The 26,987-nt window shown below is 59.0% G+C and carries 25 protein-coding genes and 4 pseudogenes; 11 read left to right on the forward strand and 18 right to left on the reverse strand.

Annotated elements, in window-relative coordinates:
- Positions 1 to 28: 28 nt before the first annotated feature.
- The 6 genes from BMS17_RS24870 to BMS17_RS24895 all read right to left on the reverse strand — a co-directional run bounded on the left by BMS17_RS24870 (position 29) and on the right by BMS17_RS24895 (position 6,858).
- Entirely contained in the window at positions 29 to 346 is a 318-nt protein-coding gene (locus BMS17_RS24870) for a DUF2388 domain-containing protein (RefSeq protein WP_046031467.1), read from the reverse strand.
- 87 nt (positions 347 to 433) lie between these two features.
- On the reverse strand, positions 434 to 1,186 hold the full coding sequence (locus tag BMS17_RS24875) for a hypothetical protein (protein WP_077432000.1): 753 nt from the start codon (positions 1,184 to 1,186) through the stop codon (positions 434 to 436).
- Positions 1,187 to 1,370: 184 nt separating this feature from the next.
- Entirely contained in the window at positions 1,371 to 1,724 is a 354-nt protein-coding gene (locus BMS17_RS24880; RefSeq protein ID WP_046031465.1) for a DUF2493 domain-containing protein, read from the reverse strand.
- Positions 1,712 to 3,367 carry a Na/Pi cotransporter family protein gene (locus BMS17_RS24885; protein ID WP_046031464.1) on the reverse strand — a complete coding sequence of 552 codons (1,656 nt, stop codon included), beginning with the start codon at positions 3,365 to 3,367 and terminating at the stop codon, positions 1,712 to 1,714. Before BMS17_RS24885 ends, BMS17_RS24880 begins: the two co-directional genes overlap by 13 nt.
- Positions 3,368 to 3,568: 201 nt before the next feature.
- The gene (gene mgtA, locus BMS17_RS24890) at positions 3,569 to 6,289 is read right to left on the reverse strand and encodes a magnesium-translocating P-type ATPase (protein ID WP_046031463.1); all 2,721 of its coding nucleotides are present in this window, start codon (positions 6,287 to 6,289) and stop codon (positions 3,569 to 3,571) included.
- Positions 6,290 to 6,573: 284 nt separating this feature from the next.
- Positions 6,574 to 6,858 carry a hypothetical protein gene (locus BMS17_RS24895; protein ID WP_046031462.1) on the reverse strand — a complete coding sequence of 95 codons (285 nt, stop codon included), beginning with the start codon at positions 6,856 to 6,858 and terminating at the stop codon, positions 6,574 to 6,576.
- 598 nt (positions 6,859 to 7,456) lie between these two features.
- Here BMS17_RS24895 and BMS17_RS24900 point away from each other — a divergent pair.
- Complete coding sequence (locus tag BMS17_RS24900) at positions 7,457 to 8,053, forward strand: DinB family protein (protein WP_046031461.1); 597 nt, start codon at positions 7,457 to 7,459, stop codon at positions 8,051 to 8,053.
- Here the strand turns inward: BMS17_RS24900 and BMS17_RS24905 are convergent.
- Positions 7,965 to 8,894 carry a LysR substrate-binding domain-containing protein gene (locus BMS17_RS24905; RefSeq protein WP_046031460.1) on the reverse strand — a complete coding sequence of 310 codons (930 nt, stop codon included), beginning with the start codon at positions 8,892 to 8,894 and terminating at the stop codon, positions 7,965 to 7,967. The genes BMS17_RS24900 and BMS17_RS24905 overlap by 89 nt on opposite strands.
- A 399-nt stretch (positions 8,895 to 9,293) precedes the next feature.
- Between BMS17_RS24905 and BMS17_RS24910 the strand changes: the two genes are divergently transcribed.
- The 4 genes and pseudogenes from BMS17_RS24910 to BMS17_RS31100 form a co-directional block, all read left to right on the forward strand.
- A complete protein-coding gene (locus BMS17_RS24910; protein WP_077432001.1) occupies positions 9,294 to 9,662 on the forward strand; it encodes a DUF6124 family protein in 369 nt (122 codons plus the stop codon).
- Positions 9,663 to 9,808: 146 nt separating this feature from the next.
- Positions 9,809 to 9,988 (forward strand): annotated as a pseudogene (locus BMS17_RS24920) (aldo/keto reductase); the annotation flags it as partial.
- 50 nt (positions 9,989 to 10,038) lie between these two features.
- Positions 10,039 to 10,836, forward strand: a complete 798-nt coding sequence (locus BMS17_RS24925; RefSeq protein WP_046031813.1) for an SDR family NAD(P)-dependent oxidoreductase — start codon at positions 10,039 to 10,041, stop codon at positions 10,834 to 10,836.
- Positions 10,837 to 10,859: 23 nt separating this feature from the next.
- A pseudogene (locus tag BMS17_RS31100) lies at positions 10,860 to 11,029 on the forward strand (SRPBCC family protein); the annotation flags it as partial.
- 305 nt (positions 11,030 to 11,334) lie between these two features.
- Here BMS17_RS31100 and BMS17_RS24935 read toward each other — a convergent pair.
- Both BMS17_RS24935 and BMS17_RS24940 read right to left on the reverse strand, forming a co-directional pair.
- A complete protein-coding gene (locus BMS17_RS24935) occupies positions 11,335 to 12,732 on the reverse strand; it encodes a HAMP domain-containing sensor histidine kinase (protein WP_077432003.1) in 1,398 nt (465 codons plus the stop codon).
- Positions 12,710 to 13,393 (reverse strand): response regulator transcription factor, encoded by a 684-nt coding sequence (locus BMS17_RS24940; protein ID WP_077432004.1) that lies wholly within the window; start codon positions 13,391 to 13,393, stop codon positions 12,710 to 12,712. Before BMS17_RS24940 ends, BMS17_RS24935 begins: the two co-directional genes overlap by 23 nt.
- A gap of 176 nt (positions 13,394 to 13,569) precedes the next feature.
- Here BMS17_RS24940 and BMS17_RS24945 point away from each other — a divergent pair, with 176 nt between their 5' ends.
- The 3 genes from BMS17_RS24945 to BMS17_RS24955 all read left to right on the forward strand — a co-directional run bounded on the left by BMS17_RS24945 (position 13,570) and on the right by BMS17_RS24955 (position 15,752).
- Positions 13,570 to 13,875 carry a hypothetical protein gene (locus tag BMS17_RS24945; protein ID WP_046031812.1) on the forward strand — a complete coding sequence of 102 codons (306 nt, stop codon included), beginning with the start codon at positions 13,570 to 13,572 and terminating at the stop codon, positions 13,873 to 13,875.
- Positions 13,876 to 14,053: 178 nt separating this feature from the next.
- Entirely contained in the window at positions 14,054 to 14,992 is a 939-nt protein-coding gene (locus BMS17_RS24950) for a hypothetical protein (RefSeq protein WP_077432005.1), read from the forward strand.
- Positions 14,993 to 15,212: 220 nt separating this feature from the next.
- A complete protein-coding gene (locus BMS17_RS24955; RefSeq protein ID WP_046031456.1) occupies positions 15,213 to 15,752 on the forward strand; it encodes a hypothetical protein in 540 nt (179 codons plus the stop codon).
- A gap of 131 nt (positions 15,753 to 15,883) precedes the next feature.
- On the opposite strand, the gene BMS17_RS24960 is transcribed toward BMS17_RS24955, so the two are convergent.
- Positions 15,884 to 17,695 (reverse strand): monovalent cation:proton antiporter-2 (CPA2) family protein, encoded by a 1,812-nt coding sequence (locus BMS17_RS24960; RefSeq protein ID WP_077432006.1) that lies wholly within the window; start codon positions 17,693 to 17,695, stop codon positions 15,884 to 15,886.
- A 194-nt stretch (positions 17,696 to 17,889) separates the two neighbouring features.
- Between BMS17_RS24960 and BMS17_RS24965 the strand changes: the two genes are divergently transcribed.
- Positions 17,890 to 18,804: a LysR family transcriptional regulator gene (locus BMS17_RS24965; RefSeq protein ID WP_046031454.1), complete on the forward strand. Its 915-nt coding sequence runs from the start codon at positions 17,890 to 17,892 to the stop codon at positions 18,802 to 18,804.
- Here the strand turns inward: BMS17_RS24965 and BMS17_RS24970 are convergent.
- From BMS17_RS24970 to BMS17_RS24985, 4 genes are all read right to left on the reverse strand, one after another.
- Complete coding sequence (locus BMS17_RS24970; protein ID WP_046031453.1) at positions 18,794 to 19,570, reverse strand: substrate-binding domain-containing protein; 777 nt, start codon at positions 19,568 to 19,570, stop codon at positions 18,794 to 18,796. The two genes, BMS17_RS24965 and BMS17_RS24970, sit on opposite strands and share 11 nt — an antisense overlap.
- Positions 19,571 to 19,595: 25 nt before the next feature.
- Positions 19,596 to 20,888: an MFS transporter gene (locus tag BMS17_RS24975; protein ID WP_077432007.1), complete on the reverse strand. Its 1,293-nt coding sequence runs from the start codon at positions 20,886 to 20,888 to the stop codon at positions 19,596 to 19,598.
- Positions 20,889 to 21,043: 155 nt separating this feature from the next.
- Positions 21,044 to 21,649 carry a DJ-1/PfpI family protein gene (locus tag BMS17_RS24980; RefSeq protein WP_046031451.1) on the reverse strand — a complete coding sequence of 202 codons (606 nt, stop codon included), beginning with the start codon at positions 21,647 to 21,649 and terminating at the stop codon, positions 21,044 to 21,046.
- Positions 21,650 to 21,736: 87 nt separating this feature from the next.
- Entirely contained in the window at positions 21,737 to 22,807 is a 1,071-nt protein-coding gene (locus tag BMS17_RS24985) for a sensor domain-containing diguanylate cyclase (RefSeq protein ID WP_046031450.1), read from the reverse strand.
- A gap of 322 nt (positions 22,808 to 23,129) precedes the next feature.
- On the opposite strand from BMS17_RS24985, the gene BMS17_RS24990 reads away from it, so the two are divergent.
- Positions 23,130 to 23,468 carry an FKBP-type peptidyl-prolyl cis-trans isomerase gene (locus tag BMS17_RS24990; protein ID WP_077432008.1) on the forward strand — a complete coding sequence of 113 codons (339 nt, stop codon included), beginning with the start codon at positions 23,130 to 23,132 and terminating at the stop codon, positions 23,466 to 23,468.
- A 104-nt stretch (positions 23,469 to 23,572) separates the two neighbouring features.
- Here BMS17_RS24990 and BMS17_RS24995 read toward each other — a convergent pair whose 3' ends face one another.
- On the reverse strand, positions 23,573 to 23,908 hold the full coding sequence (locus tag BMS17_RS24995; protein WP_077432009.1) for a hypothetical protein: 336 nt from the start codon (positions 23,906 to 23,908) through the stop codon (positions 23,573 to 23,575).
- Positions 23,905 to 25,141, reverse strand: a pseudogene (locus BMS17_RS25000) (S-type pyocin domain-containing protein). Before BMS17_RS25000 ends, BMS17_RS24995 begins: the two are co-directional and overlap by 4 nt.
- Before the next feature lie 139 nt (positions 25,142 to 25,280).
- Here BMS17_RS25000 and BMS17_RS25005 point away from each other — a divergent pair.
- Positions 25,281 to 25,445 (forward strand): annotated as a pseudogene (locus tag BMS17_RS25005) (FKBP-type peptidyl-prolyl cis-trans isomerase); the annotation flags it as partial.
- Positions 25,446 to 25,490: 45 nt separating this feature from the next.
- On the opposite strand, the gene BMS17_RS25010 reads toward BMS17_RS25005, so the two are convergent.
- Together BMS17_RS25010 and BMS17_RS25015 are read right to left on the reverse strand one after the other, a co-directional pair.
- Positions 25,491 to 25,835: a pyocin S6 family toxin immunity protein gene (locus BMS17_RS25010; protein WP_309475387.1), complete on the reverse strand. Its 345-nt coding sequence runs from the start codon at positions 25,833 to 25,835 to the stop codon at positions 25,491 to 25,493.
- Between the two features lie 102 nt (positions 25,836 to 25,937).
- Positions 25,938 to 26,969, reverse strand: coding sequence for a D-cysteine desulfhydrase family protein (locus tag BMS17_RS25015; protein WP_077432011.1), 1,032 nt, complete (start codon positions 26,967 to 26,969; stop codon positions 25,938 to 25,940).
- Positions 26,970 to 26,987: the final 18 nt, after the last annotated feature.

Consider the following 26,987-nt stretch of genomic DNA (forward strand, 5'->3'; position numbering starts at 1 on the left):
GCCCCACCACTATTTATTGGCCTTCACTTCATTGGCCGGCAGCATCGCCTTCCTGAATCAGGATGGCGCGAGCCAGGTCTTCGTCGCTGGCGTTCAGGCCGGGATTGTCCTGGCGGATTTTCTTCAGCACCGACTCCAGATATACGCCGCGAATTGCACCGCCACTGGCAACGAAGCTGGAGGCGTCATCCCGGGCGGGAATCAGCAGCTTGTCGTCTTTGAACGTCGAGTACAGCGAGGCAGATACCCCGGCCGAAGTGGCTACATCTTCCGCATCCACTTTGGCCATAGCCGAGCCGAAGGGTAAACACAGCATCAGGGAGGAGATGATAATCAGACGGCGCATGACAGTGTCCTCTGAAGCAATTGGGAAGTACCTCATAGTTTAGGATGCCTGGCGATCGCCAGGAGTTCCTTTGTCACGCGATATCGTTCAAAACCGCAGCGTTGCTCCCGTGGTCAGCCACTGGTCACGTTCCCCCGTCAGGTTGCGTCCCGCCACCAGATCGATGTCGAGGCGCTCGCCCACATGAAACCTCGGCCCAGCCTGCCACGCCTGCTGCGCGCCTTGCTGGCCAAAGCGTTCGGCGATCAGCGTGAGGGCGCGGGCCACGTCGTATTCAACGCCGGTGCCCCAGGTCCAGCGATGGTTTTGCTCGCCGTCGTCATAAGCGTGAGCCCAGCCGGCATTGAGGTTCAGGCGCAGCGTTTCGAACGGTTGGTAGGTGAGTGGCAGGTTCAGTTCGCCGCCGTCGAAGGCGTGCGCCCGATTCAAGGCAATGTGCGCCGAGCCCGCCAGCGCCCATTCAAGACCCAGGTTTTCGCTGGCGAATAATTGAGCCTTGAACTGCGGGCTCACCTGCGTTTGCGCGTCATCGTGGCTGTGCTGCAACACCGCGCCGAACTGCACGGTGGGCAGTGATTTGAACGTACAGTCCTGCGACAAGGTACTCGTGCTGGAAGACGTGTGCCGACCGTTCTGGTACCAGGCGTCGATGTTGCATTCACCGGGCGCATTGATCCCGGCGTCGTCCACCACATAAGCGCCACCGGCGGCGTTGGCGTGAGAGATCATCGTCAGGCACCCGAGCACACTCAGGGTGATCCCGACAAACAACAGATTGCGCCGCAGCGACCGGCCTTGGGCTGGGGGGAGATCGCGTACAAAGGACGTGAATTTTTGCATGAGGTTTATCTCGATAATTTCGTTGGAATGAACAGATCAGCCCTGAAGCAGCTGTCGAGCTTGCGAGGCTGCGTCCGGCGGCGCAGCCGTCGTGAAATCAGGGAATGCGGCGTGTCAGGAAAAAATGTGCGCAGGGTTTACGACGGCTGCGCCGCCGGACGCAGCCTCGCAAGCTCGACAGCTGCTACAGCGAGGAAGCGACCGATAAGGATTGCAGGCCTGCCAAACCGGCCTGGATGATCAGTTCTTCGGTGTCTTCGCCGCCGGGCAGGGCGATCACCACGTCCGCTCGGCTGTCGAGCAACATGAAGCGGTTGCGCACGCGTTCCGCGGACTTGCCGTGGCGTTGCCAGTTGGGCGGGTAGCGCACGATGTCGATGCCCTGTTCCCGTGCCCACTCTTCGATGACACCGCCCAGGTGCTGGTTGCCGCCATGAATCAACACACGCACGGGGTGCACGCGTTGAAAGGCGTCGAGTACCCGTCGGCACTGGCGGGTGTCGGCGTAATGGCGCCCCGCGCAGATCAGCAGGCGCATGTCGGGGTGTCCTTCGCCAAGTCGTTATTCTCGATGGCCCGCTCACCGGCGCGTTCGAGCAGCGGATAGGCGAGGGCGGCGATGTGGTGGTGCACGCGACGGTAATCGCGCAGCACGCGCTGGAAGATGTCGCCGGATTCGGCCCAGGTGTTTTTGTCCTCCTGCAAATTGCGAAAGTGCTCGCGGCTGGCCTGTGCTTCGAGTTGCCTCACGGCGTCCTTGCGCTTGATCAGTTGATGCGCGGTGGTGATGTCTTCGCGCAAAAACACGGTGATCGCCAGGCTCAGACTCTCCATCAACGCATCGTGCAACGGGGCAATACTGGACAGTTCGAATGCGGTGAACTGTTCCCCACGGCGCACCCGGCGCATGGCCAACTGCGCGAGGCTGCTGGAAAGAATGTCCGCCGCGTGTTCGAGGTTGATCACGAACAACAGGATTTCCTGGGCGCGATCGGCGTCGCCGTCACTGATGCCTTCTTTGCCGATGTCGGCCAGGTAGGCGCGAATCGCCGCACTGAGCAGGTCCAGGGATTGATCGATGCGTCGCACCTCGTCGACACCGGTCGGCGCCGATGTGTGGAACAGCTGCAACAGGCGCCCGAGCATCGCCGAGAACATATCGGCCATGCGCAGCGCTTCGCGGGCGGCGTTGGACAGGCCGATGTTGGCCACTTCCAGGCCGGCTTCATCGAGGTAGTGCGGCATCCCGGGGTCGACATCCCGCACCGGTTCCGGCAGCAGCCGGGTCAGGGCGTTGGCGAGTACGTCGGTCAGGCCGATGAATACCAGCGCCAGCAGCACGTTAAAACCGCTGTGCACGACCACGACCAGCGTCGACGGGTTCAGATTCGTCTCGGCCAGCAAACCGGCAAACGGCAACACCGCCAGCGCACCCAGCAGCCGCACGAGCAGATTGCCCAGCGGCAGGCGTCGACCGACGCTCGATCCGGCGTTGATTACCGGCGGCAACGCACCTCCAATGTTCACACCCATCACCAACGCTACCAGCGTGGTGGCCGACAGCATGCCGGTCGCCGCCAGCGAGACGATCAGCAACACCACTGCGACGCTTGAATGGCAGAACCAGGTGAGAATCAGCGCCACCAGCAAGGCAATCAGCACGTCGCCGTCGAGGCTTTGCATCATCACTTGGAAGACTGGCGTGCTTTCGACGTGCGCCAGGGTCGAGCCGAGCATGTGCAGGGCCAGCAGCATCAGCCCCAGGCCGATCAGCGCACAGCCGACGCTTTCATAGCGTGAGTCATCGCGCAGGCGAAAAACGATCAGCCCCGTCAGCAACGCCAGTGGCGTGAGTATCGACACGTCGAGGCTGAGCAGTTGCACCACCAGGGTCGAACCGATATTGGCGCCCAGCATCACCGCCAGCGCCGGGGCCAGCGCGAGGGTGCCGGCCGCCGTAAACGACGTTGCCATCAGGCTGACCGCGGTGCTGCTTTGCAGAAGGCCGGTGATGCCGATCCCCGACAGCAACGCCATCCAGCGGTTGCTCAGGTTTTGCCCCAGCCATTGGCGCAGTGGCGAGCCAAAGCCACGCAGCAACGCCGAAGAAATCATGTGAGTGCCCCACAGTAACAGTGCGATGGCGCCTGCGAGGTTGATCAGTAGAGTCGTTCCCGACATCAGGACTCTCCCTTTTTTGCTGTTTCATTTATTGAAGGCCTGAACGGAAAACCTGTGGGAGCGGGCTTGCCCGCGATGAGGGCGGGTCAGCCAACATTGATGTCGACTGACAAATCGCTATCACGGGCAAGCCCGCTCCCACAGGGATTGTGCTGTTCAATCCCTGTGGGAAAGGCCTCTCACTACAGGGTGTTCAGGCGATCAGAACCACTGCTTGAAGCGGCGGATGTAGATTGTTTTCATGACCTGCGCGAAGACGCAGTAGCTGAGCAAGGTGCCCACCAGCCAAGGGAAGTACGCCCATGGCAACGGCTGCAAACCGACCAGCGTGCCCAGTGGCGAAAACGGAATGTAGATGCCCAGTACCATCACCAGTCCGGTCATCAGGATCACCGGCAATGCGGCCGTGCTCTGGAAGAACGGAATCTTCTGCGTGCGCAACATGTGCACCACCAGCGTCTGGGACAGCAGCCCTTCGATGAACCAGCCGGACTGGAACAGGCCCTGCATCTCCACGCTATTGGCGGCGAACACGTACCACATCAGCGCAAACGTGGTGATGTCGAACACCGACGAGGTCGGCCCGATCCACAGCATGAAACGGCCGATGTTCTTCGCGTCCCACTTGCGTGGTTTGCTCAGGAACTCCTTGTCCATCTTGTCCCACGGCAGCGCCAACTGAGAGATGTCGTACATGAGGTTTTGCAGCAGCAGATGAATCGACAGCATCGGCAAGAACGGAATGAACGCACTGGCCACCAGCACCGAGAACACGTTGCCGAAGTTGGAACTGGCGGTCATGTTCAGGTACTTCATGATGTTGCCGAAGGTTTCGCGGCCTTTGAGCACGCCTTCTTCGAGCACCATCAGGCTCTTTTCCAACAGAATGATGTCGGCCGATTCCTTGGCGATGTCAGTGCCGCTGTCCACCGAAATACCGACATCGGCATCACGCAGGGCAGGGGCATCGTTGATGCCGTCGCCGAGGAAGCCCACGGTGTGACCGTTCGATTGCAGCGCCTTGAGCACCCGCGACTTTTGCAGCGGCGTCAACTTGGCAAACACCGTGCGTTCTTCGACGCGCAACTTGAGGGTGGTATCGTCCATGGTCTCGATGTCGTGACCGAGCAGCGGTGTGCCAGGCTCCAGACCGACTTCGCGGCAGATCTTGCACGTCACCACGGCGTTGTCGCCGGTCAGCACCTTGACGGTCACGCCCATGTCCCGCAGTGCCGCAATCGCCGGGCCAGCGGTTTCCTTCGGTGGATCGAGGAAGGTCAGGAAGCCGCGAATCACCAGACCATGTTCGTCCTGAGTGGTGTACTGGTTTTTGCTCTGCGCCTTGGGAATCTCGCGGGTGGCGACCAGCAATACGCGGAAACCGTCCTCGTTGTATTCGTTGGCCAGGCTCAACAGGTCTTTGCGACGTTGTTCGTCGAGTGCGACCACCGCGCCGTTTTCATGCAGGTGGCTGGAAATGCTCAGCATCTCCTCGACCGCACCCTTGCACACCATCAAATGATCGTCGTGGCTGTCCTTGACGACGATCGACAGGCGCCGGCGGACGAAGTCGAACGGCAACTCATCGACCTTGCTGTAGGCGAATGGCACACGGAACTTCGGGTTGCTGTTGGCGAACTGCACCACCGCCTGGTCCATCAGGTTTTTCAGACCGCTCTGGTGATGGCTGTTGAGCCACGCCAGTTCCAGGATCGCATCGTCGCGCCGGCCATGGCTGTCGACGTGGTGCTCAAGGATGATCTTGTCCTGGGTCAGGGTGCCGGTCTTGTCCGTGCACAGCACGTCCATTGAACCGAGGTTCTGGATCGCGTTGAGGCGCTTGACCACCACCTTGCGCTTGGCCATGGCCATGGCGCCTTTGGCCAGGTTGGCGCTGACAATCATCGGCAGCATTTCCGGGGTCAGGCCGACCGCGACGGCCAATGCAAACAGCAACGCGTCGCTCCAGTCGCCCTTGGAAAAACCGTTGAGCAGGAACACGATCGGCACCATCACCAGCATGAAGCGGATCAGCAGCCAGCTGACGCTGCTCACCCCTCGGTCGAACGCCGTTTGTACCCGTGAACCGACAATGGCTTTGGCCAGCGAGCCGAAATAGGTGCGCGAACCGGTCGCGACCACCACGGCTTTGGCGGTGCCGCTGACCACGTTAGTGCCCATGAAGCAGATGTTCGGCAGGTCCAGCAGGTTCGACTGATCGGCAGCGTTGCCGGTCGCGCATTTCTGCGCGACGTTGCCCAGCGTGTCGTATTTCTCCACCGGCAAGGCTTCACCGGTGAGCACGGCCTGGCTGATGAACAGGTCGCGTGATTCGATCAGGCGGATGTCTGCCGGGATCATGTCACCGGCGCTGAGTTGCACAATGTCGCCGGCCACCAACTCGCGCATCGGCACTTCACGCAGCGTCGCACGGCTGCCGCGTTGCCCGCGCCGCAGCACAGTCGCGGTGGTGCGTACCATGGCTTTCAGGGTTTCGGCGGATTTAGCGGAGCGGTATTCCTGCCAGAAGCGCAACAGGCTGCTCAAGGTGACCATGGTCATGATGATAATGACCTTGGTCAGGTCGGCTTCGTCGCTTTCACCCTGGCTGATTGGCAGCCAGTAGTCGGTGAAAAAGCTGATGCCGGCCAGAGTCAGCAATACATAGATGAAGGGATTGTTCAGGGCTTTGAGCAGTTGGAGGAGGGCGTGGGGCGGCTTGTCGTGGGCCACTTCGTTGTAGCCCCCGCGTGCCAGCCGCCCTTCGGCTTCCAGCTCGGTCAGGCCGTCAGTGGTTGCATTGAGGTTGGCGAGGGTGACGGCCAGGCCGTTCTGGGCTTCTCGTGCAGCGCGCATCGACAGCTTTGCGTTGTCGTTGCTGGCACCTTTGGTGCGGGTCTTCGGAGTTTTTACTGTGGTCATTGCGTGTGCTCCTGCCGCTGTCTTGCGGCACGACACACAGCCAACTCGCCGAACTAGAGGCGAGCGAACGTATGTCGAGCCGCAAACAAGCGATCGATGTCAGAAGTGTTGTTTTTTTGTTTTAACGTTCGCTGGCTATCAATAGGGAAGTGATAGGCAGCGAACCGTCTACTGGCTTCGTCCATAACTAACTCCGATTAACTAAAGTTTTAAAAGGCAATAAGAAGCTGCCGGTCTTCATGATAAGAAAACCGTTAGAAGAAGGACTTTAAAGTGCCTTCAAATCAATGGGCGGAGCGGGCCCCGAGGCTCGGATTCAGCCGGGGGGAGCGGCGCACGTAGCGCCGACTCGGTGGTTCCTGGCTGTCGTCCAGGTTCCAGCGCTGCACGAGCCGACCGGTCATCGGGCAGACGCGCCAGTTGGCACGCGGGTGTGCCTTGGCTTGGGAAGAAGGTGCGCAATAGGGCGCAATGGCGCGGTTTGCGGTGGTGCGCTCACGGCAGGGCTTGACCCGCATGGTCAAAGCAAAGGCGCGTACGCCGGGCATTACAGTGGTGTTGAAGTTCATAACATGCCTCTGGACCGGACTGACGCCGGTGAGGCAAGTTACGGTGGAGCATCAAGCTCTAGCGCAGCTCACCCGACCGAAAAGTCGAGTCCCGTCATTTTCTGGGTTGTGTGCCAGATTCTGCAGTTTCGCAGTAACCCGACAGCGACTAGATACTGTGTCCATTGGATTCTTTTGTGAGTTGAAAAAAGGCCTTCGTCGAAGGCCCGGGCAATTTACTCAGGGACGTTGGATACGTCAACCTTAAATGCCCGATTAATAGTGCATTGAGTGGAAATAGCGACAAACTTAATTAGTGGTTCAGCTAAATGACAGTGAGTTGTCTTTATCTAACTGCTTACACAATCGTGTAGCAGCTGCCGAGCCTGCGAGGCTGCGTCCGGCTGCGCAGCAGTCGTAAATCCTGCACGTGCGATTTGTCTGATGGAACCCAGTGTGTGAGTTGGCGACCACTGCGCCCGAGCGCGGACCGGCCGACGCAGGCTTCGCCAGTTGCTACAGAAGTTGCTTTGCGCAGGCGCCGGTTATCAGCGTTTGTGATGCGGCCCGCCATCAGGGCTATGCTTTGCAGTGCGCCCATCACCATGGGAGACCTCTGATGATCAACGTACGCACGGCCCGCATGCTTGCCGATTACAAAAACTGGGCCGACCAGCGCCTCTTTGACAGCCTGGCGGCATTGCCGGCGGGCGAGGTCAGCAAAGAGCGAGTGTCGGTATTCAAAAACATGATCGGCACCCTGAACCACATCTACGTCGTGGACTGCATCTGGCAGGCTCACCTCGAAGGCCGAGGGCACGGTTTCAAAACCTCACACGATCTGTTGCATGCCGACCTTGCCGAGCTGCGCAGGGCGCAACGGGAGATCGATCACTGGTACTGCGACTGGAGCGAACGCCAGACCGATGCATCGCTGGATAAACCCTTCGAATTTACGTTTGTATCGGGCGAAAGCGGCACCATGAGCGCCGGCGCGATGCTGATGCATGTGGTCAACCACGCCAGCTATCACCGTGGCTGGGTGATCCAGATGTACTTCGAGATACCGGCCATGCCGCCGGTCACGGACTTGCCGGTGTACCTGCGCGAGACCCAGCCGACCGCTTTCAAGTCGCTGCATGCCCCGGCAGTGGAGCCGACATGTGCTGTGCAATTTTCGAGCGCAACCAGCGTTCTGCCGGATCGTTATCGTTGACGCCGTTCCAGACCATGGACAGCTCGGACAACACGATGTCGAACGGCGGGTCATCGGCCCGCAATTGGCTGCTGCCTTCGATCAATGCACACGCGGCATAATCCGGCACCGAGGCGAGCATATCGGTGCCGGCCAGCAACGAGCGCAAACCGGCGAATTGCGGCACCGCCAGCACGACCCGCCGTGAACGTCCGATACGCGCCAGGTCGTTGTCGATGGCCCCACTCAAATCCCCGGAAAACGACACCAATGCATGGGGGCGCTCGCAGAATTCATCCAGCGTCAGCGGGCCCGGGCGGTCATCGCCGCGCAGGATCTTCACGCTCAGGTCGCGCAACTTTTTGCGCTTGGCGTTGGCCGGCAACTCCGTGGTGTAACTGATCCCGACAGAAATCTCGCCGCTGGCGAGCATCGACGACATCAGCAGAAAATTCACGCGTCGCACCACCACCACAACGTTCTGCGCCTCTTCGCGAATTTGCTTGAGCAGCGGCGGAAACAGGCCGAACTCAGCGTCGTCGGATAAGCCGATGCGGAACACATCACGGCTGGTGGACGGGTCGAAATCCTTGGCGCGGCTGACCGCGCCGGAAATGGTGTCCATTGCCGGCTGTAACTCCTTGAGAATCGCCAGCGCCCGTGGGGTGGGTTCCAGGGAACGGCCGTTGCGCACCAGTAACGGGTCGTCGAACAGATCGCGCAACTTGGCCAGCGAGGCGCTGACGGCGGGTTGGCCGAGGAACAGTTTCTCCGCGGCGCGGGTCAGGTTTTTCTCGAACATCAGCGTTTCGAAAATCACCAACAGGTTCATGTCCACGCGGCGCAAGTCGTTGCGGTTCATGGGGAGGCTCGCAGGGATTTGAGGGTTTGTTCAGTAAAGCATCAAACCTGACCGCGCTAATAAACGCCGATGTTTAACACACATCTCCAGACACTCTGCGAGGCTACACATCCTTGCGCCGTTACCTACGACTGCGCCAGAATCCGCCGGCTTGTGCGCCTTGGGCCGGGACTTTACTGTTTGCGGGTCGCTGCCAATTCAGCGACCGGATTTGACCGTCCGATTCGATCAAGGCGTATCAGTGTCCAAGAAAAGTGTCAGGCTTTTTGCGGTGGCTGTGCGCGGGACACCTTCGGGTGTGCCGGATTCCTTGATTTCCGGTCGGTCAACCCGCGTACAGCTGCCACCTTATCGTTTGACCGCGAACGGTGGCGGCTCCGCCAATCAAGGAGTTTCACTGTGTTCAAGATCACACCCAACCCACCCGAAACCGTCACCGACGACGTTTCCCCCTACGAATCCACCGATTCCAAAAAACTCAATACCGCCGCCGACCGCGCCCTCGATTACTACCTCAAACCGGTCATCCCCAAAGACACCCCACGTAAACCCAGCACCATCTACTTCGTCGGCCCCGACACCGATAACGAAACGTTGCTGGTGAACGCCTGTGAGACGTTGGCGTCCGCCAGTGTCATGTTGAGCGATTTCGCGGGGCAATTAAGCGGCCCGCAACGCCACACTCTGCTGGGCATTCAACACTCCGTCATGTTGGGTGAACTGGCGGTGAACCGGATGCTGGATAACGTCGACCCGCAAAATGCTTAACGCACAGATCGTTCCCACGCTCTGCGTGGGAATGCAGCCCGGGACGCTCCGCGTCCCATTTTAAAGCTGGAACGCGGAGCGCCCCTTTAGGCATTCCCACGCAGAGCGTGGGAACGATCCTCTCGCCTTAAGCCGCCCTTGGCTCTTGCGAACTGACCCTTGATCTGACCGATGCCCAACCCGACGGCTTCCTGCTGGCGGGTCGCTACACTCTTCTGGGCCATGATCGTGCCTTCAATGTCTTATGGACGTCGCGTTGGCACAGAACGTCGAGATCGTGGTCGGTGGTCCTTACAGTTCGGGCATTTTGGCCGGTGGTGCGCGAGGCCAAACGGGTGGCCGACCGCGCGCCATTACCAATCACAGGAGTTTGAGCATGAAAATTGATCTGACTGGAAAACTCGCGATTGTCAGCGGCAGCACCGCCGGCATTGGCCTGGGCATCAGCAAGGCACTGGCCGAGTCCGGCGCCACGGTGGTCGTGATCGGCCGCGAGACGGCCAAGGTCGAGCAGGCGCTGGCGAGCATTCGTCAGAGTGTGCCGGGGGCTCAGTTGCGTGGCCTCACCGCCGACCTGGGCACCGCCGAAGGCGCCGAGGTGTTGTTCGCTGCCGAACCGCGCGCGGACATCCTGGTGAACAATCTCGGGATCTTCAACGACGTCGATTTCTTCGACACGCCAGACAGCGAGTGGACGCGGTTTTATGAGGTCAACGTGATCTCTGGCGTGCGCCTGTCCCGGCATTACGTGCCAGACATGGTCAAGCAGGGTTGGGGCCGGGTGATTTTCCTGTCCTCGGAATCCGGCATCGCGATCCCCGCCGACATGCTCAATTATGGCGTGACCAAAAGCGCCAACCTGGCGGTGTCTCATGGCCTGGCCAAACGGCTGGCCGGCACTGGCGTCACGGTCAATGCGATCCTGCCCGGCCCGACGTTGACCGATGGCCTGGAACAGATGCTCAAGGACGCCACCGCCGCCTCCGGCCGCAGCGTTCGCGAAGAAGCCGATGCGTTTGTGCGCAAGGCCCGGCCGACCTCAATCATCCAGCGCGTGGCAGATGTCGAGGAAGTCGCCAACCTGGTGGCCTACATCGCTTCGCCACTGTCCTCGGCAACCACCGGCGCGGCGCTGCGGGTCGACGGCGGTGTCGTCGATAGCCTGGCGATTTGAAAACCAGTGATTGAGAGAGCATTTCCACGAAGTATTTGGCGACGATCAACGTTGAAGCGCAGGGGCAGGGGGCGCGGGTGACGTGGTCGGCTTGGTTTGAGCCGGTGGGGGGAGTGAGGAAGAAGTCGTGGCGTTGTTTGCCGGGATTAATCAGGGTGGACTGGACGCTTTGCGGGCCAACTATTCCGCTTAGAAGTACGACTTAACCTTGTAGCAGCTGCCGAGCCTGCGAGGCTGCGTTCGGCTGCGAAGCAGTCGGGGAATCAGATGACGCGGTGTTTCAGATAGACCGCGTGTGCAGGGTTTACGACTGCTTCGCAGCCGAACGCAGCCTCGCAGGCTCGACAGCTGCTACAAGCGGACGCAGCCTCGCAGGCTCGACAGCTGCTACAAGCGGACGCAGCCTCGCAGGCTCGACAGCTGCTACAAGCGGACGCAGCCTCGCAGGCTCGACAGCTGCTACAAGCGAACGCAGGCTCGGCAGCTGCTACAGAGCTGCTACAACGGTTGTGTCAGTGCAGAGCTTTTGCAATCGAGCGCCAACCGCGCGCCACCGAGTTCGCTGTTACCCACTGCAAGCGCAAAGCCATGCAGGCTGGCAATCGCCGCGACGATCGACAACCCCAACCCAAACCCGCTTTTCTGATTTCCGCCTTCAGCACGATAGAAGCGCTGGAACACCGCCTCACGCTCGGCCTCGGGAATCCCTGGCCCTGAATCGAGCACTTCGATTCGCGTAAACCCGCCCTCGCTGACCCCACGCAAAATCACCTCGCCACCCGGCGGTGTGAATTTGATCGAGTTGCTCAACAGGTTCGCCACGGCTTCGAACAACAGCGCGCGATCGCCATGCAGTGCGGGCAATGTCGCCGGCAATTGCAGTGTGAACACCAGTTCTCCTTCTTCCGCCAGTGGCAGGTAAAAGTCGTGCAGCTCTTGCAGCAACGGCACGGGATTGAGTTGCACGAACCCCGACCGACGCTGGCGATCCTCCAGCTCGGAGATCCGCAGCAACCCACGAAAACGCGCCATCAGGGTGTCGGCTTCACCGAGTACGGAATCCAGTTGCACGGCCAGCGTCGAGCCGTCTTCAGCCTGCTGTTGAATCCGGTACAACTGGGCCCGCAGGCGTGTCAGCGGGGTGCGCAGGTCGTGGGCGATGTTGTCGCAAACACCCTTGACCTCGTGCATCAAACGTTCGATGCGTTCGAGCATGGCGTTGACGATGGCAGCGAGCATGTCCAATTCGTCACGACGATTGGACAATGGCAGGCGCCGGGTCAAATCGCCGGCAACGATGGCTTCGGCGCTGGCCTGGATCGCGCGGATACGCCGCAGCGGTCGGCGGCGCAACACCTGCCAACCGACGATGCCCGGAAGAATGGTCAGCGTGACACCCCAGAACAACGCGTGAAGGATGATCCGGGTCACAGCGAACAACGAACCATTGTCGCGCACCAGAATCAGCCAGCGACCGTCACGCGTCTGGGTCGCCACGGCGTCGCAACTGTCGGCGGGCAGGGTCGGGTCGTCGGACTCTGCGCAGTCGCTGAGCATGTGGATCTTGCCGTCCAGCGGCAAGTCTTCGGGGATATGGTGCAGCGCACCACTGAGGTAGCGATGTTGGTGGTCGAACAGGCCATAGGCGTCGATGCCACGTATGTCGAAGGTCATGCTGACGGCTAGGGCGTCCACCAGCTGTTCGCCCTGAAAGCGTGAAAACAGATGCTGACGTTGCATCAGCGAGTGTTTGGCCAGATTGTCCAGGTAAGCGGACACCTCGTAATACATGACACCCATGAGGATCGCGCTCCAGATCACGAACAGCGAGCTGTAGAGCGCCAGCAAACGGCTGCTGGAGGAACGCCAGCCTTTAGACGGGTTCGGCAATGACATAACCCGAGCCTCGCACGGTCCGAATCAGTGGGACCTGGCCTTGCGGGTCGATTTTCTTGCGCAGACGGCCGATGTGCACGTCGATCAGGTTGGTGCCGGGGTCGAAGTGGTAGCCCCAGACTTCTTCGAAAATCATCATGCGCGACAGGATCTGCCCGGTGTTGCGCATCAGGAATTCGAGCAATTTGTATTCGGTCGGTAGCAGCGTCAGCAGCAGGCCGGCGCGGCTGGCTTCGTGGCTGATCAGGTTGAGTTCCAGGTCGGCCACTTTCAAGGTGGTGGCCTGGGCGGTCACGGTGTTCTGACGTCGTAGCAGGACTTCGACCCGGGCGGCCATTTCATCGGTGGCGAACGGTTTGGTCAGGTAATCGTCACCGCCGGCGCGCAAACCACGCACGCGCTCATCGACGTCGGAGAGGGCGCTGATCATCAGGATTGGCGTGGCCACGCCCATGGTCCGCAACGTGGTGACAATCGCCAGGCCATCGAGCTCCGGCAGCATGCGGTCCAGCGTGATCAAGTCGTAATCGCCACTGACGGCACGCTCCAGGCCTTCACGACCGTTGTCGACCCAATCGACATCGAGGCCGTGGCTGCTCAGTTCGGCGACAATTTCCCGGGCGGTCACGGCGTCGTCTTCGATGGTCAAGATGCGGGTCATAAGGCTGGCCTGATAATCGGTTCAATACGGAGTGGGGAACATTTTGCCCAGAATTACGCGTGACTTAATAAATTAACTTTCATGTTGCACCAGGGGCCACTGCGGAACATTGATATCATACGGCCATAACTTAAACAGGAAGCTGCGTTGTGCACTCGTTGATTCGCCGTAGTGGGATGCTGATTGTATTGCTGTTGTGCCTCGCCAGCCTGTCTGCCTGGGCGGGCAATACACCTTGTTCGGGAAAGAAAGGCGGTATTGCCCGCTGCGATGGCGATCTGTTTCTGTGCAATGACGGCTCCATCAGCGGTTCTAAGAAAAGCTGCTCGGCGATGTATGGCGGCCAGAGTCAGGCCCGCCCGCAAACGCTGATCCAGAGCGACGATGGCTGCGCCTGCGGCACCGGTTCGTTCTGCACCGGGCCCAGAGGCGGGGTGTATTGCCTGACGCCCAGCGGTAACAAGAGTTACCGACGCAAGTAGATCGAATGCAATGCATAAAACCCGCTGACAGGACGGGTTCCTTGCAATTTGCATGGGCAACGGAAGTTCAATCTTTATAGATGACTGAAAACCAAGGGAATAATTGAATATCGCGACTGGCACGGTGACTGCAACGGCTGCGTTGTAAACCCTCTTTCCTGCCTGGAGCGATACAACAATGAATAGATCCTCTGAAGGTTTCTATCCCATCGCAGAAGAAACAAGCACGCTGTCTGGGGTGTCCTGGGGCGCGATTTTCGCCGGGGCAGCTGCCGCTGCGGCGTTGTCGTTGATCCTTTTGCTGCTCGGTGTCGGCCTGGGTTTTTCCGCGGTATCGCCGTGGGCCAATGAAGGCGTGAGCACCAAGGGCCTGGGCATATCAACCATCGTGTGGCTGGCGGCGACGCAAATCGTCGCTTCCGGGCTCGGTGGCTACATTGCCGGTCGCCTGCGGATCAAGTGGGCGAACCTGCACGGTGACGAGGTGTATTTCCGTGATACCGCCCATGGCTTTCTCGCCTGGTGCGTGGCGACGCTGGTGACCGCGACCCTGGTGGTCGGCTCGGTCAGCAGCATCGTCAGTGGCGGTGTGCAAGCCGGGGCGAGCGTGGTTGGCGGGGCGGCCAGTGCGGCCACTCAAGCGGCGAGCACTGCGGCCAGTAATACCGACAGCGATCAGTACGGTTACTTCGTCGACAGCCTGTTTCGTGACGATCGCCCGGCAGCGGTCAGCGATGACGCCGTGCGTGGCACGGTCACACGCATCTTCATGCGCAGCCTGAGTAACAACGGCTTGACCGCCGAAGATCGGACTTACCTGGCGCAACTTGTTACACAGCGGACCAACCTGACTCAGGCAGACGCTGAACGCCGTGTCGATGACGTCTACGCCCGTACGCAAAAAGCCGTTGCCGACGCCAAACTGGCCGCACAGCAAGCCGCCGACTCGGCCGCGAAAGTCGCCGCCTGGACCTCGTTGTGGATGTTTATCGCACTGCTGATCGGCGCTTTTTTCGCCAGCCTCGCCGCAACCTTCGGCGGTCGCCGCCGGGACGCTGTGGTGTATGTCGAGACCGACGCCTACCTCACCACCGCTTCGCTGCAACCTGTTCGTTAACCCAGGAGAATCATCATGCGCTCATTACTGCTGTTCTTCCTCGGCGTGCCCATCCCGATCATCATCCTGATCGCCTTGTTCATGCATTGATCCCTTGAGGCACATGCCTCTGCCGCTTCTGCCTCTGGTGGAAGCGGCGTTTTGCTTTGTGGCCTCCAATAAAGCGAAGATGCCCGCCACGGTTCTTGAATTGGGTTGTCTTTGAAAGGGGAGTAGTGAGTTGGACAAAAAGGAAATCAAGCGGCAACTGGTGGCAATGCTCGAAGCCGGGCGCTCCAAAACCGAAACGTTCAAGGCGTTCTCCGGTGGGGCGGTCAAGGACCGGGTACTGGCTTACTGGATTGGCGCCCGAGCGGATCCGGCGTTACGGGAAAAACACGCACTCAAGGTCAATATTTTGCTCGCACTGATGTGCGTTCAAGCCTTGCTAGGTGCCGTCAGCGGATTTTACCTGGGCTCGACGATCGGCCCCGGTGCCGTGGTGTTTTTTACACTGTTTGCGGTGCTGGTGCCGCTGGCGTTTGCCTGGGGGTTCTACAAGAACTCGGCACGGGCCTACACCCTTTACTTGATTCTGACCGTCAGCCAGATCTCGCGGATGTTCAAGGGATATGAGGAAGACCCGGTGATGACCGTGGCCGGTTTTGTGATCACGTTGGGCATCGTGTGTTTTGTCGCTTGGGTAAAAGTGCTGCTGTTCCCGGACCTGGGCTTCGTCGGCTCGAAAAGGGTCAAGGGCGAGTACGTGTTTTCCAACTGATTTTTGGGAGGCGCCTGGCATTGCACCGCGTCATCGTTCATCGCGGGCAAGCCATGCTCCCACAGGGGCACACTGTCACACTGTGGAAGCATGGCTTGCTCGCGATGGCGTCATCACAGTCGCCACACCGCTTAAACCTTGCTCGCCTCCTGCTCCTCCAACTGATCCGACTCAAACAGTTTCGCCAACTCCGCCCGCGCTTCCTGCGCCGTCTGCAACACCTTCGCTGCATCGTCATAAACCGCATGCTGTGCTTCCAGCACCTGTTCGTCGTGATGCTGGAAGCGCTTGATCCGCGCATCGGCCTGGGCCTGGGTCAGACCCAGGCCAACCAACGTGCGCCGGCTCATCTCAAGGCTCGAATAGTAGGTTTCGCGGATGGCCTCGGCGCCAAGGTCCACCAACCGGTGCACATGCTGACGGTTACGTGCACGGGCGATGATTTTGATGTGCGGATACAGCCGGTGCACGACCTCGGCGGTCTTGATATTGGTGTCGGGATCATCGGTGGCGATGATGAAATATTCCGCCTGCTCGACCTTGGCCGCGCTGAGGATTTCCGGGCGCATCGGGTCACCATAGAACACCGGCACGCCGCCGAAACTGCGGGACAGTTCGATGGTTTCAACCGAGGTATCGAGCGCCACGAACTTAATGTTCTGCGCCCGCAGAATCCGCGCGACGATCTGCCCCATCCGGCCCATGCCGGCAATCACCACGCGCGGCGTATCGGTGTCGATGTGGCGGAATTTCTCGGGCACCACGACCGGTTGCACCTTCGGCGAATACAGACGTGCGCACAGCAGCAACAACAGCGGTGTCACCGCCATGGACAGGGTGATCGTCAGCACCAGCAAGTCGTACAGGTGCGGTTCGAACAAGCCCTGGTCGCGGCCGATCTTGAACACCACAAACGCGAACTCACCGCCGGCCGCCAGCACGATGCCCAAGCGGATCGCACTGACCTTGCCCAGCCCACCAGCCAATCGCCCGACCACAAACAGCAGCGGCAATTTGATTGCGATCAGCAGCAGGGTCAGCCCGAGTACTGCAATCGGTGCGCTGAGCAACAGGCTCAGGTTGGCGCCCATGCCGACACTCATAAAGAACAGCCCCAGCAACAAGCCTTTGAACGGCTCGATCTGCGCTTCCAGTTCATGACGGTACTCGGAGTCAGCCAGCAGCAGCCCGGCGAGGAACGCACCGAGCGCCATGGACACGCCGACCAGGTCCATCAACCACGCCGTGCCGATCACCACCAACAGCGCGGTCGCGGTGGACACTTCTGGCAGACTGGTTTTGGCGACCACGCGAAACACCGGTCGCAGCAGGTAACGCCCACCGATCACTACCACGGCAATGCTGCCTAGCACGCGTAAGCCGTGATTCAAGTCTTGCGCAGCAGTGGAAGTGTGATCACCGCCGGCCAGCAACGGCACCATAGCAATCAGCGGGATCGCGGCGATGTCCTGAAACAGCAGAATCGCAAACGCCAGGCGGCCGTGAGGGCTGGTCAGTTCCTTGCGCTCGGCGAGGCTTTGCAAGCCAAAGGCTGTCGACGACAAGGCCAGGCCCAGACCGAGCACGATGGCGCTGTTCAGCGGTTGGCCGAACACGAACAAGGCGACTACGCCGATGACCGAACCGGTCAGCAGCACCTGCGCCAGGCCCACGCCAAACACCGATTTGCGCATCACCCACAAGCGCCGCGGCGACAGCTCGAGGCCAATGATGAACAGCAGCAACACTACGCCCAGTTCAGAGATATGACTGACGCTTTGCGGGTTGCCAATCAGCCCCAGCACCGACGGCCCGATGAGGACGCCGGCAAACAGATAACCCAACACGGCACCCAACTGCATGCGTTTGGCCAGGGGAACGACGAGCACCGCCGCGAACAGAAACACGACAGCGGCTTGTAAAAGGTTGCCTTCATGGGGCATGACTGACTCCAACAACGGTACGGCGGGGGGGCAAGGATAAAGGCTGAGGCGAGAGGCGTCAGCTATGAACATAAACGGGGTTAGCGTCTACACCGTTGAAGCGCGCTGATGCTGAAGGTGCAGTTACATTTTGCATCAATTAGTCACATTCATAGGATAAGCTGATTAATCTGTTTGTTCACGAGTACACACCGATGGCCATCAATTTTGACCTGAACGATCTCCAGGCTTTTCGCGCGGTGGTTGAGCAGGGCAGTTTTCGCAAGGCCGCCGATACGGTGCGTATCTCCCAGCCAGCACTGAGTCGTCGGATCGAAAAACTTGAAGATGCCCTGGGTGTGAGACTGTTCGAGCGCACCACGCGCAAGGTCAGCCTGACCCAGGCGGGACGCGGTTTCATGCCCAGTGTCGAGCGGTTACTGGATGACCTGGACGTGGCGTTGCTGGGCATCAGCGAAGTGGCCTCGACCCGGCTCGGCCATGTCACGGTTGCCTGCGTGCCGTCGGCGGCTTACTACTTCATGCCGCGGGTAATCGCCCATTACCACCGGCAATTCCCACGGATCAAAGTCAAAGTGCTGGATTCCAGCGCGCACGAGGTGCTGAGTGCAGTGGTCAACGGTGAGGCGGATTTCGGCCTGAGTTTCATGGGCACGCTGGAGGCCGAAGTCGAGTTCGAACCGCTGGTGAAGGAGGGCTACGTGGTGGCTTGTCGGCGCGATCACCCGCTGGCCGGGCGCAGCAGCGTGACCTGGGACGAGTTCTATCAGCAGGATTACATCTCGCTGGACAAAACCTCGGGCAACCGCTTCTTGCTGGATCAGGCGCTGACCGGCATCGTGCCGCAGCGGCCGAGCATCTGCGAAACGCGGCATGTGACGACAATGATTGGCCTGGTGGAAGCGGGATTGGGTATCGCGGCGGTGCCGCTGATGGCGATGCCAGCGGCAGATCATCCGATCCTGACCCGGGTGCCATTGATCGAACCGCAAGTGATGCGCAGCGTCGGTCTGATCAAGCGCCGGGGTCGTACATTGACCCCGGCAGCATTGGAACTGGAGCGGCTGGTGGTGGAAATGAAAGTGCAGTCACCTGCGATCAGCGGCTGACAGAATCCAGCCCTGTTGACTTTACATCCGACTGAGCGGCTGAGGAGGCCAGGTACTCAAGCAAGGCCTTGGCTTGCGCAGGGTGTTGCGCACCCACCGCAATACCGGCGGCGAATCGGGTCACCGACTGCACTGACTCCGGAATCTTCGCTACAAAACTCACCCCCGGCACTGGCAGCAATTCGCTGACCTGCTGAAAACCCAATTGATAGTCGCCACTGGCAACGACCGAACCCACCGGGATTTTCGGGATCATCTTCGACTTGGGTTTGAGCTGGTCTTCGATGCCCAGTCGCTTGAACAGTTGATCTTCGATGTACACGCCGCTGGCACTGTCGGAATAAGCAACCGAGCGGGCATCGAGCAGGGTCTTTTTCAGACCGTCGACGGAGCTGATGTCTGGCTTGGGAGTACCTTCGCGTACCACCAGCCCAATTCGCGAGTCCGCCAGTTCAACCCGAGAAGCCGGGTCGACTTTGCCCTGCCTGATCAGTTCATCCAAGGCGTAACCGACCATTATCACCACGTCGGCTTTCTCACCTCTGGCCAGACGATTCGGGATCGCTTCCGGGGCTTTGCCCATGGAAGGGCCGAGAGCGGTGTCCAGGGTATTACCGGTAGACTCGGCGAATTTCGGGCCAAGGATTTTGTACGCAGCAGTGAAACCACCGGAGGTCATCACGCGGATCTCTTCGGCCTGCGCGATATTACTCAGGCCAAGGCTGGCAGCCAGCGTCAGGGTTGCAAATTTCAATAGTTTGTTCATGTCCATGTTCTCGAAAAGGGCAGGATCAAGACACCGCCGGTTGCAGGCGACCGGTCGAACGGCGATACAGATACAGCGTTGCGCCCAAGGCGCAGAGCGCGGCGAAACTCATCCAGTAACCCGGCGCGGCCTTGTCGCCGGTGTACTGGATCAGAAACGTCGACATCGCCGGCGTGAAACCACCAAACACCGCCGTTGCCAGGCTGTAAGCCAGAGAAAAGCCGGCAACTCGAACCTCACTCGGCATGATTTCGGTGAGCGCGGGGATCATTGCGCCGTTGTACAAGCCGTAAATGAACGACAGCCATAACAGCACCAGCAACATGTGCATGAAGCTCGGTGCGTTCACCAGAAAGGTCAGCGCCGGATACGCGGTGGCAAGGGTCAGCAGAGCCATGGCAATCAACACCGGACGCCGGCCTATACGGTCGGACAACGCGCCCCCGATCGGCAGCCAGATGAAATTCGAGACACCCACCAGCAAGGTCACCAACAATGCATCGGATGTGCTGAGGTGCAGCACGGTTTTGCCAAAGGTCGGTGCATAGACCGTGATCAGGTAGAACGCAGTGGTGGTCAGCGCGACCATCATCATCCCGGCAAACACGATGACCCAGTTCTGTGCCAGGGTACGGAACACATCAGCCATGCTTGGCCGGTGTTTGCGCGCAGCGAATTCCTCGGTTTCTTCCAGGTTGCGCCGAAGGAAAAAAATGAACGGCACGATCATGCAACCGACGAAAAACGGAATCCGCCAGCCCCAGTCGGCGATCATCGCGGGCGCCATCCATTGGTTGAGCCCATAGCCCAGCGCCGCCGCAACGATGATTGCTACCTGCTGGCTGCCAGACTGCCAACTGGTGAAAAAGCCCTTGTTGCCGGGGGTGGCGATCTCGGAGAGGTACACCGACACACCACCCATTTCCGCTCCGGCCGAGAAGCCTTGAAGCAATCGGCCAATCAGCACGATGGCAGGTGCGAATAACCCGATGGTTTCGTAGCCGGGCACCAACACAATCAGAATCGTGCCGCTCGCCATAATCGACAGCGTGACAATCAACCCTTTGCGCCGGCCCACGTCATCGATGTACGCACCCAGTACGACGGCTCCCAGTGGGCGCATCAGAAAGCCTGCACCAAACACGGCGAAGGTCATCATCAAGGACGCGAACTCGCTGCTGGCGGGGAAGAACACCGCAGCGATCTGTGTGGCGTAAAAGCCGAAAAGGAAGAAGTCGAACTGTTCGAGGAAGTTGCCCGAGGTGACCCGGAAAATCGCACTGGCGCGGGAGCGCCCGGTCGGGATTGATGTTGTCATTGACGTGTACTCCACCGCTTTTATGACGTGCCCGCCTGGACGCGGAGCACGGTTCTTATTGGGGCGGATAGTGGAGCAGGAAGATCGATATGATAAGTGCATTGTTGGCATGCATTGATGCGCCAAACGGATCAATGCACTTGCGGGCGGTGCCGCTACAGATGGGCCTCGATGTGAGTAAACGCTTGCGCCACGTAGCCTTCTTTCTCACCCACGGGCGCGAAATAGTGCAGTACCTCGTGCGCCGTTTCAGTGCCCTTCAAACGTGCCAGCAACCACGCGACAAGGTACTGCGCCGACAAACACCCTCCCGCCGTGGCGACATTGCCATTGGCATAAAACGCCTGATTGACCACATTGACCCCGGCCGCCTGCACCCACGGTTTGCTGATGGAATCGGTGCACGCGGGCGCGTCACCAAGCAGCCCGAGTTTTGCCAACAGAAAAGTGCCAGAACACTGCGCAGCCAGTAGCTGGCGGCTTGGGTCGAAGCGCAGTTGGTCCATGATCGTCGAATCCACGGCCACTTCCCGGGTCTTCCTGCCACTGCCGACCAGCACCGCATCCGCCTGACAGGCCTCGGCCAGATCAATGTGCGCGTCGATGGTCAAACCATTCATCGACGTGACCCGCGATGTCGGCGAGGCAATGCTCACGCGCCAGTCCTTGTCGCCCAGCAGCGAAACCCGGCTGAGCATGCCGTAAGCAATCAGGGAGTCGAGTTCGTTGAAACCGTCGAAAGTCAGAATGGCGATGTGCATGGCGGTTGATCCCGGGTGTTTTTACGCAGCCTACGCCGACCCGGGGCGCAACTCCCGGTACAGTGCGGGACAGAATCATCGAAACAGTCAGAGACGAGCCTGCACAGCGCTTTCACCGCCCAACCGATACTGATTATTGCCACTGCGCTTGGCTTCATACATCGCCAGGTCCGCAATATGAATGAGCCGGTCCATGCTCTGTGCATGGTCCGGAAACACCGCGACGCCCAGGCTGGTGCCGATGTGGCGCTGATCGTTGCCGATGGTGATCGGTGGTGACAGTTCGACGAAGATTTTCTGAGAGATAGTGCGGGCTTCTTCCTGCAGGCAGATGTTTTTGGACAAGCCTTGAAGGATGACCACGAACTCGTCACCGCCAATGCGGGCGACGGTGTCGGTTGAGCGCAAGATCGTCTTCAAACGTGTGGCGGTGGTGATCAGGACGCGGTCGCCGGCGGCATGACCGTAGTGGTCGTTGATCGCCTTGAAACCATTGAGGTCGACAAACACCAGCGCAATCCGGGTGGCGCTGATGCGTGCTTGTTCCAGCGCTTCGGACAAGCGTTCTTCGAGCACCAGGCGATTGGGCAGGCCAGTCAATGGGTCGTAGTGAGCCAGGTGTTGCAGGTAACTGGCGGAGGCTTTTTCCTCGGTGATGTCGCGCACCACTCCCATCATTTTGATGGTGGCGTCGTGGTCGTTCTTGACCACATTGCCGGTTTCTCGCAGCCAGTGAATGCTGCCGTCGGGCCAGACCACGCGGTATTCCTCGTCATGGTTTTCGCCGGTTTCCAGGCAGCGCAGCTCCCCGGCGCGCACGCTGGCCCGGTCCTCCGGGTGTACGCAGGAACAAAACAGGGCGTAGGAGGGCGTCACTTCGCCGATCTTGAAGCCGAACATGCCGTAGATCGCATCCGACCAGTAAAGTTTTTCGGTGTCGACGTCCCAGTCCCAGGTGCCAATGCGGGCGAAATATTGGCTGCGCTTGAAGCGTTCGACATCGCCATCCTGGCGCACCGAAGGTCCCTGGGACAGGCTGGCGATCAGCGTCCGGCATTCGGCCAATTGCTTTTTCAGCGAACGTTCCCGATGGATCATCGCGATGAGCAGGGCAAGCAGGACTGAGCCGATGGCTGCGCTGGTCCAGAGCGGATTCATTCAGGGATCGCCATCATTGGGGTGTTAAACCGAGGAGGATTAGGTGTTTATGTTAGTTCACCCGGTCACCGGGTTACAGTCGCTTTCTTTGCAGCCAGCGCTAGACTTGATTGGCACGCCCTCAGCTTCGTGATCGTCCGCCTGCTGGAGATCATCAGCATGTCACAGGCCAGTACTTCGCGGTCGAGGCGAAGCAGAAGGAAGGCAAGAAAGTCGTGGAAATGTTGTCTCACCGAGATTAAGGCACCTGAGCAGTTGCCAGCCGGGTGATTTTCTGGGAAAACCACGCCCCTCGAATTCCGCCAACAGATGAAACATCGTCATGAATGAAGAACTGCAAATCATCGACCTCCAGCCAGGCGACGGCAAAGCCGCTGTCAAAGGCGCGCTGATCACTACCCAATACCGTGGCTGGCTGGAAGACGGCACTGAATTCGACTCTTCCTGCAGCCGTGGCAAACCTTTCCAGTGCGTGATCGGCACCGGTCGGGTTATCAAGGGCTGGGACCAAGGGATCATGGGCATGCAGGTGGGCGGCAAGCGCAAGCTGTTGGTGCCGGCGCATCTAGGCTATGGCGAGCGTTCGATGGGGGCGATCACGCCGAATTCGAATTTGGTTTTCGAGATTGAACTGCTGGAAGTGCTGACGCGGGATGATTGATTTGTTGGGTGTGGGCTGAAATGGCGAACCCCGCCATCTCTGTTAGAAGAAATGGTGGGGTTTTTATGTGTTGGGAGGGTGATTTCTGGTTTTGATTTAGCGAGTCAGGTGAACATTTCAATATCGTCGAGCGTGTCAGCAACTGTGGCTTCAAGTGCAGGGAATTTTCCTTTTACGGAATCAAGGGCGGGCATCACGGCTTGCATTTCAAGCTCACCGAATCTGCGGGCTACATGGCCGAGTGCGGTGATTGCTGCCGCAGCCACCGACTGAGTGCCACTCTCGAGATGTTTCAGGCAAATGGTCTGAGCCCAGGCACTGTCTTGCTCATTTAATCCGATGGAAATCAGCGCGGTGACAATGTTCCTTTCTAAGCCGGTATCAACGAGACTGACTGCTTCGTCATGGCTAATCGACGGATCGTGGTAGATAAGACTCACTGTTTAGCTCCCAGGATGTTTCCCTTGGTGTCGGCTTTTTTTGCCTTGATCAATACATTTTTCATATCTTGATGGAGTTTATTCCATGCTCTGACATGTCCGTGGTAATCGTCCCCTCCCGTATGATCAAAGACGACAAACTCGTTCGTTTTGGGATCAATACCAATCCTGCGTTCCGATGTAGGTTTTACCTGTACTGAATTATCCAAAGCATCCTGGCCATTCTCGGGACCCTTACTTTTAACTGGTGTATCCGTCTTTCCATGGTACCTGGCAGCATCGAATCGCAGGGAAAAGACAATGTAAAGAGGCTTGATGCCGGAATCAGCCGGAAAAACAAGGATGAAGTCCTTGTACTCAGGCGGGTAGATCGGGTTAACAATGATGCTGTCAGCCGCTGGTGTAGGCGGATAAATCCAGATTTGCGGAGCTTGTGGAGCTCCTTCTAGCGGCGGTATTCCCGAAGTGCTCGACGGATCTACGGCTGGTGTCCATATCAGCGTTACCCCGTTACCAAAGTCAGCCACTTGCTGAGAGCCTTGTGCTACGAACTGCACGACAGGAATCATTTCCCAGTCGCTGCGCTTTTGAGTGTTGTATCCGTATGCCTTCAAAGTGCCGTTGGCCTGTTGTTCTATATGCAGGCGAACTCGGGTGCGACCTTCTTTGAGTGATTTGAGCTGTTCTTCCGAATACAGAGAACTGTCCCCGAGCGTCGATGGCCAGAGCAACGCAACGACTCCCGCCAAAGCGCCAGCAACAACACCAGCCGTCACTACCCCCGCACCGCTTGCAGCCGCCCCGGAGCCAGCAGCTCCTACGCCACCCAAAATCAGTGTTCCGAAGGAGCGAGGTAATGCGCTACCACTGATTTTTTGAGAGGTATGTTTCCTGCTTCATCCCTTTCACTGCCATCTAAAAGCGAGAACTTTCCGTAGTCCGCCAATTTCTCGACCGGGACAAACCCGGTTGGATTGTCGTGGTTGATTACGTCGTCGGGGAGGTTGCAACTTTTGGCGAATACGCAACCCTTGGAGCTGGGCTGGTCATGTTGCTGAGGTTGCCTTATGAAACGGTCTTCATATGCCTGTTGTCGGGCCAACATGTCTTCATATGTTTTTTCCTCGCGTCGCGTTCTGCCAGTTCGGAGGCGGTCATGTAGCGGCTGGTGATGTGGTGCCCGTCGCCTGACGGTGGGTTTTGAATCCTGGGTATGCCTGTTTTGCGGGCCATGAGCGTCCTTGTTTCATTTTTTGAAAGCGATGCGGACGCTATATCAAAGGGTATTTGAAAGATGTAGGACGGGTCTGAAGCTCCGGCTGTTGTTACAAATGGCGCTCTTCGCTGTAGATCAGTACCAACCTACATATGCAAAACTTGCGACCAAGGGATCATGGGCATGCAGGTGGGCGGCAAGCGCAAATTGCTGGTGCCGGCGCATCTGGCCTATGGCGAACGGACGATGGGCAAGATCACGCCGAACTCAAATTTGATTTTCGAGATTGAATTGCTGGAAGTGCTGACGCGGGATGATTGACTGGCATTGGGGTTGAATCGGCGTCGGTGGGTACGTTTGGAAAACCTACTCCCGCAGCCCGATGAAGAGGTCCAATTCAGTCGGTAGCTGCTCATTGAGCGCTATTGCGATTTGTTGGACCTGCCCGGCCGTCAGTAAACAGTCCCCGTCCTCGCTTTGATCAAGATTCTTCCAGCCCAGTACACACAGTATCGCGACTTCTGACTCAGGCGGAACGGTCAGTTCGTATTTTAGAAAGTCACCTGCCTGATCATCTTTTAAAAATCCGCTTATCCAAAAAAAATGAAGGGCGTCCTGAATGGTTTTCGGGTGGTCGTGGCTGTTACAGGCAGGGTGCCCGTCGACGGATGTCGGGCTTTGAACCAAAGGTGTCTCTGTTTTACGAGCCATTAGCGTTCTTGTCTCATCCTTTAAAAACGATGTGAACGCTATATCAATGGGCATTTGATAGATGTAGGAGAGTTCTGAGATTGCGGCCGTTGTTTCAATGGCTCACCCCTGAAACGCCTCCCTATACGCATACAACCCCGGCGCACCACCCGTCATCACAAACAGCACATTGTCCCCACGCTGGAAGCGCCCGTCCCGGAGATCGGCCACTAGCCCGGCAAACGCTTTGCCGGAATACACCGGGTCGAGCAACAGGCCTTCTGCGCGAGCCATCAAGTGCACCGCCTCGCGCATGGCCGGCGTCGGGAGGCCGTAGCCATCGCCCAACTGACTGCCGTCGATGACAATATCTGAAGCCTGAACAGTGGCGCTGCTGCCCAGCAATGCCAGTATTTCCTGAGTCAGTTGCAGGGTTCGGGCCGCCGAAGTTTCTCTGTCTGATAAAACCGAGTAGGACTTCACCAGCGAGGCACTTCGATCCAGTAGCTCAAACCCGGCCGCGAGCCCGGCGTGGGTGCCGGCGCTGCCGTTCGGCACCACGACCTGGTTGAAGGCCAGGCCGAGTTCGGTTTCCTGTTGCGCGATCTCCGCCGCGCAGCGCGCATAGCCAAGGCTGCCCAGTGGTGTCGAACCACCCGTAGGAATCACCAGCACCTTGCGTCCGGAACCCCGAAGGTGTTCGGCACGATTCTCGGCTTCGGCGAGTGAATTGCTGCCGCCGGCAAGCACGCGGAGGGTGGCGCCGAATAATTGGTCGAGCAGGATGTTGCCGTTAAGTTCGTAGTCCACTTCTGTTTTGGGCACTGAACGGGTGAGGATCAGTTCGCAGGCGATGCCGAGGCGGGCGCATGCCGCGGCGGTCAGGCGCGCATGATTGGATTGAAGGCCGCCGATGGTGAAGACCGTGTCGACCCCTGCTGCCAGCGCTGCACCGAGATGAAATTCGAGTTTGCGCAGCTTGTTGCCGCCACCGCCAATCAGCATGTGGTCATCGCGTTTGACGAACAGGCCGATGCCTCGGGCCTTCAAACCCAACTGCTGTTCAAGGCGTTCAGCGCGCTGGATTGGCGTCGGGCCTTGCAAAAGGTCGGTCCGGGCAAAAGAACTCAGAGACGTGTCCAGTAGGGTTTGCATCAATGGCGCCTCGCGGGT

Source organism: Pseudomonas sp. C9, assembly GCF_002000165.1.
Lineage (GTDB): Bacteria > Pseudomonadota > Gammaproteobacteria > Pseudomonadales > Pseudomonadaceae > Aquipseudomonas.

What these genes read in the sequence shown, in the direction of transcription:
- BMS17_RS24870 (WP_046031467.1), bottom strand. Translation starts at nt 346, where the DNA reads ATGCGCCGTCTGATTATCATCTCCTCCCTGATGCTGTGTTTACCCTTC.
- BMS17_RS24875 (WP_077432000.1), bottom strand. Translation starts at nt 1,186, where the DNA reads ATGCAAAAATTCACGTCCTTTGTACGCGATCTCCCCCCAGCCCAAGGC.
- BMS17_RS24880 (WP_046031465.1), bottom strand. Translation starts at nt 1,724, where the DNA reads ATGCGCCTGCTGATCTGCGCGGGGCGCCATTACGCCGACACCCGCCAG.
- BMS17_RS24885 (WP_046031464.1), bottom strand. Translation starts at nt 3,367, where the DNA reads ATGTCGGGAACGACTCTACTGATCAACCTCGCAGGCGCCATCGCACTG.
- mgtA (WP_046031463.1), bottom strand. Translation starts at nt 6,289, where the DNA reads ATGACCACAGTAAAAACTCCGAAGACCCGCACCAAAGGTGCCAGCAAC.
- BMS17_RS24895 (WP_046031462.1), bottom strand. Translation starts at nt 6,858, where the DNA reads ATGAACTTCAACACCACTGTAATGCCCGGCGTACGCGCCTTTGCTTTG.
- BMS17_RS24900 (WP_046031461.1), top strand. Translation starts at nt 7,457, where the DNA reads ATGATCAACGTACGCACGGCCCGCATGCTTGCCGATTACAAAAACTGG.
- BMS17_RS24905 (WP_046031460.1), bottom strand. Translation starts at nt 8,894, where the DNA reads ATGAACCGCAACGACTTGCGCCGCGTGGACATGAACCTGTTGGTGATT.
- BMS17_RS24925 (WP_046031813.1), top strand. Translation starts at nt 10,039, where the DNA reads ATGAAAATTGATCTGACTGGAAAACTCGCGATTGTCAGCGGCAGCACC.
- BMS17_RS24935 (WP_077432003.1), bottom strand. Translation starts at nt 12,732, where the DNA reads ATGTCATTGCCGAACCCGTCTAAAGGCTGGCGTTCCTCCAGCAGCCGT.
- BMS17_RS24940 (WP_077432004.1), bottom strand. Translation starts at nt 13,393, where the DNA reads ATGACCCGCATCTTGACCATCGAAGACGACGCCGTGACCGCCCGGGAA.
- BMS17_RS24945 (WP_046031812.1), top strand. Translation starts at nt 13,570, where the DNA reads ATGCTGATTGTATTGCTGTTGTGCCTCGCCAGCCTGTCTGCCTGGGCG.
- BMS17_RS24950 (WP_077432005.1), top strand. Translation starts at nt 14,054, where the DNA reads ATGAATAGATCCTCTGAAGGTTTCTATCCCATCGCAGAAGAAACAAGC.
- BMS17_RS24960 (WP_077432006.1), bottom strand. Translation starts at nt 17,695, where the DNA reads ATGCCCCATGAAGGCAACCTTTTACAAGCCGCTGTCGTGTTTCTGTTC.
- BMS17_RS24965 (WP_046031454.1), top strand. Translation starts at nt 17,890, where the DNA reads ATGGCCATCAATTTTGACCTGAACGATCTCCAGGCTTTTCGCGCGGTG.
- BMS17_RS24970 (WP_046031453.1), bottom strand. Translation starts at nt 19,570, where the DNA reads ATGAACAAACTATTGAAATTTGCAACCCTGACGCTGGCTGCCAGCCTT.
- BMS17_RS24975 (WP_077432007.1), bottom strand. Translation starts at nt 20,888, where the DNA reads ATGACAACATCAATCCCGACCGGGCGCTCCCGCGCCAGTGCGATTTTC.
- BMS17_RS24980 (WP_046031451.1), bottom strand. Translation starts at nt 21,649, where the DNA reads ATGCACATCGCCATTCTGACTTTCGACGGTTTCAACGAACTCGACTCC.
- BMS17_RS24985 (WP_046031450.1), bottom strand. Translation starts at nt 22,807, where the DNA reads ATGAATCCGCTCTGGACCAGCGCAGCCATCGGCTCAGTCCTGCTTGCC.
- BMS17_RS24990 (WP_077432008.1), top strand. Translation starts at nt 23,130, where the DNA reads ATGAATGAAGAACTGCAAATCATCGACCTCCAGCCAGGCGACGGCAAA.
- BMS17_RS25010 (WP_309475387.1), bottom strand. Translation starts at nt 25,835, where the DNA reads ATGGCTCGTAAAACAGAGACACCTTTGGTTCAAAGCCCGACATCCGTC.
- BMS17_RS25015 (WP_077432011.1), bottom strand. Translation starts at nt 26,969, where the DNA reads ATGCAAACCCTACTGGACACGTCTCTGAGTTCTTTTGCCCGGACCGAC.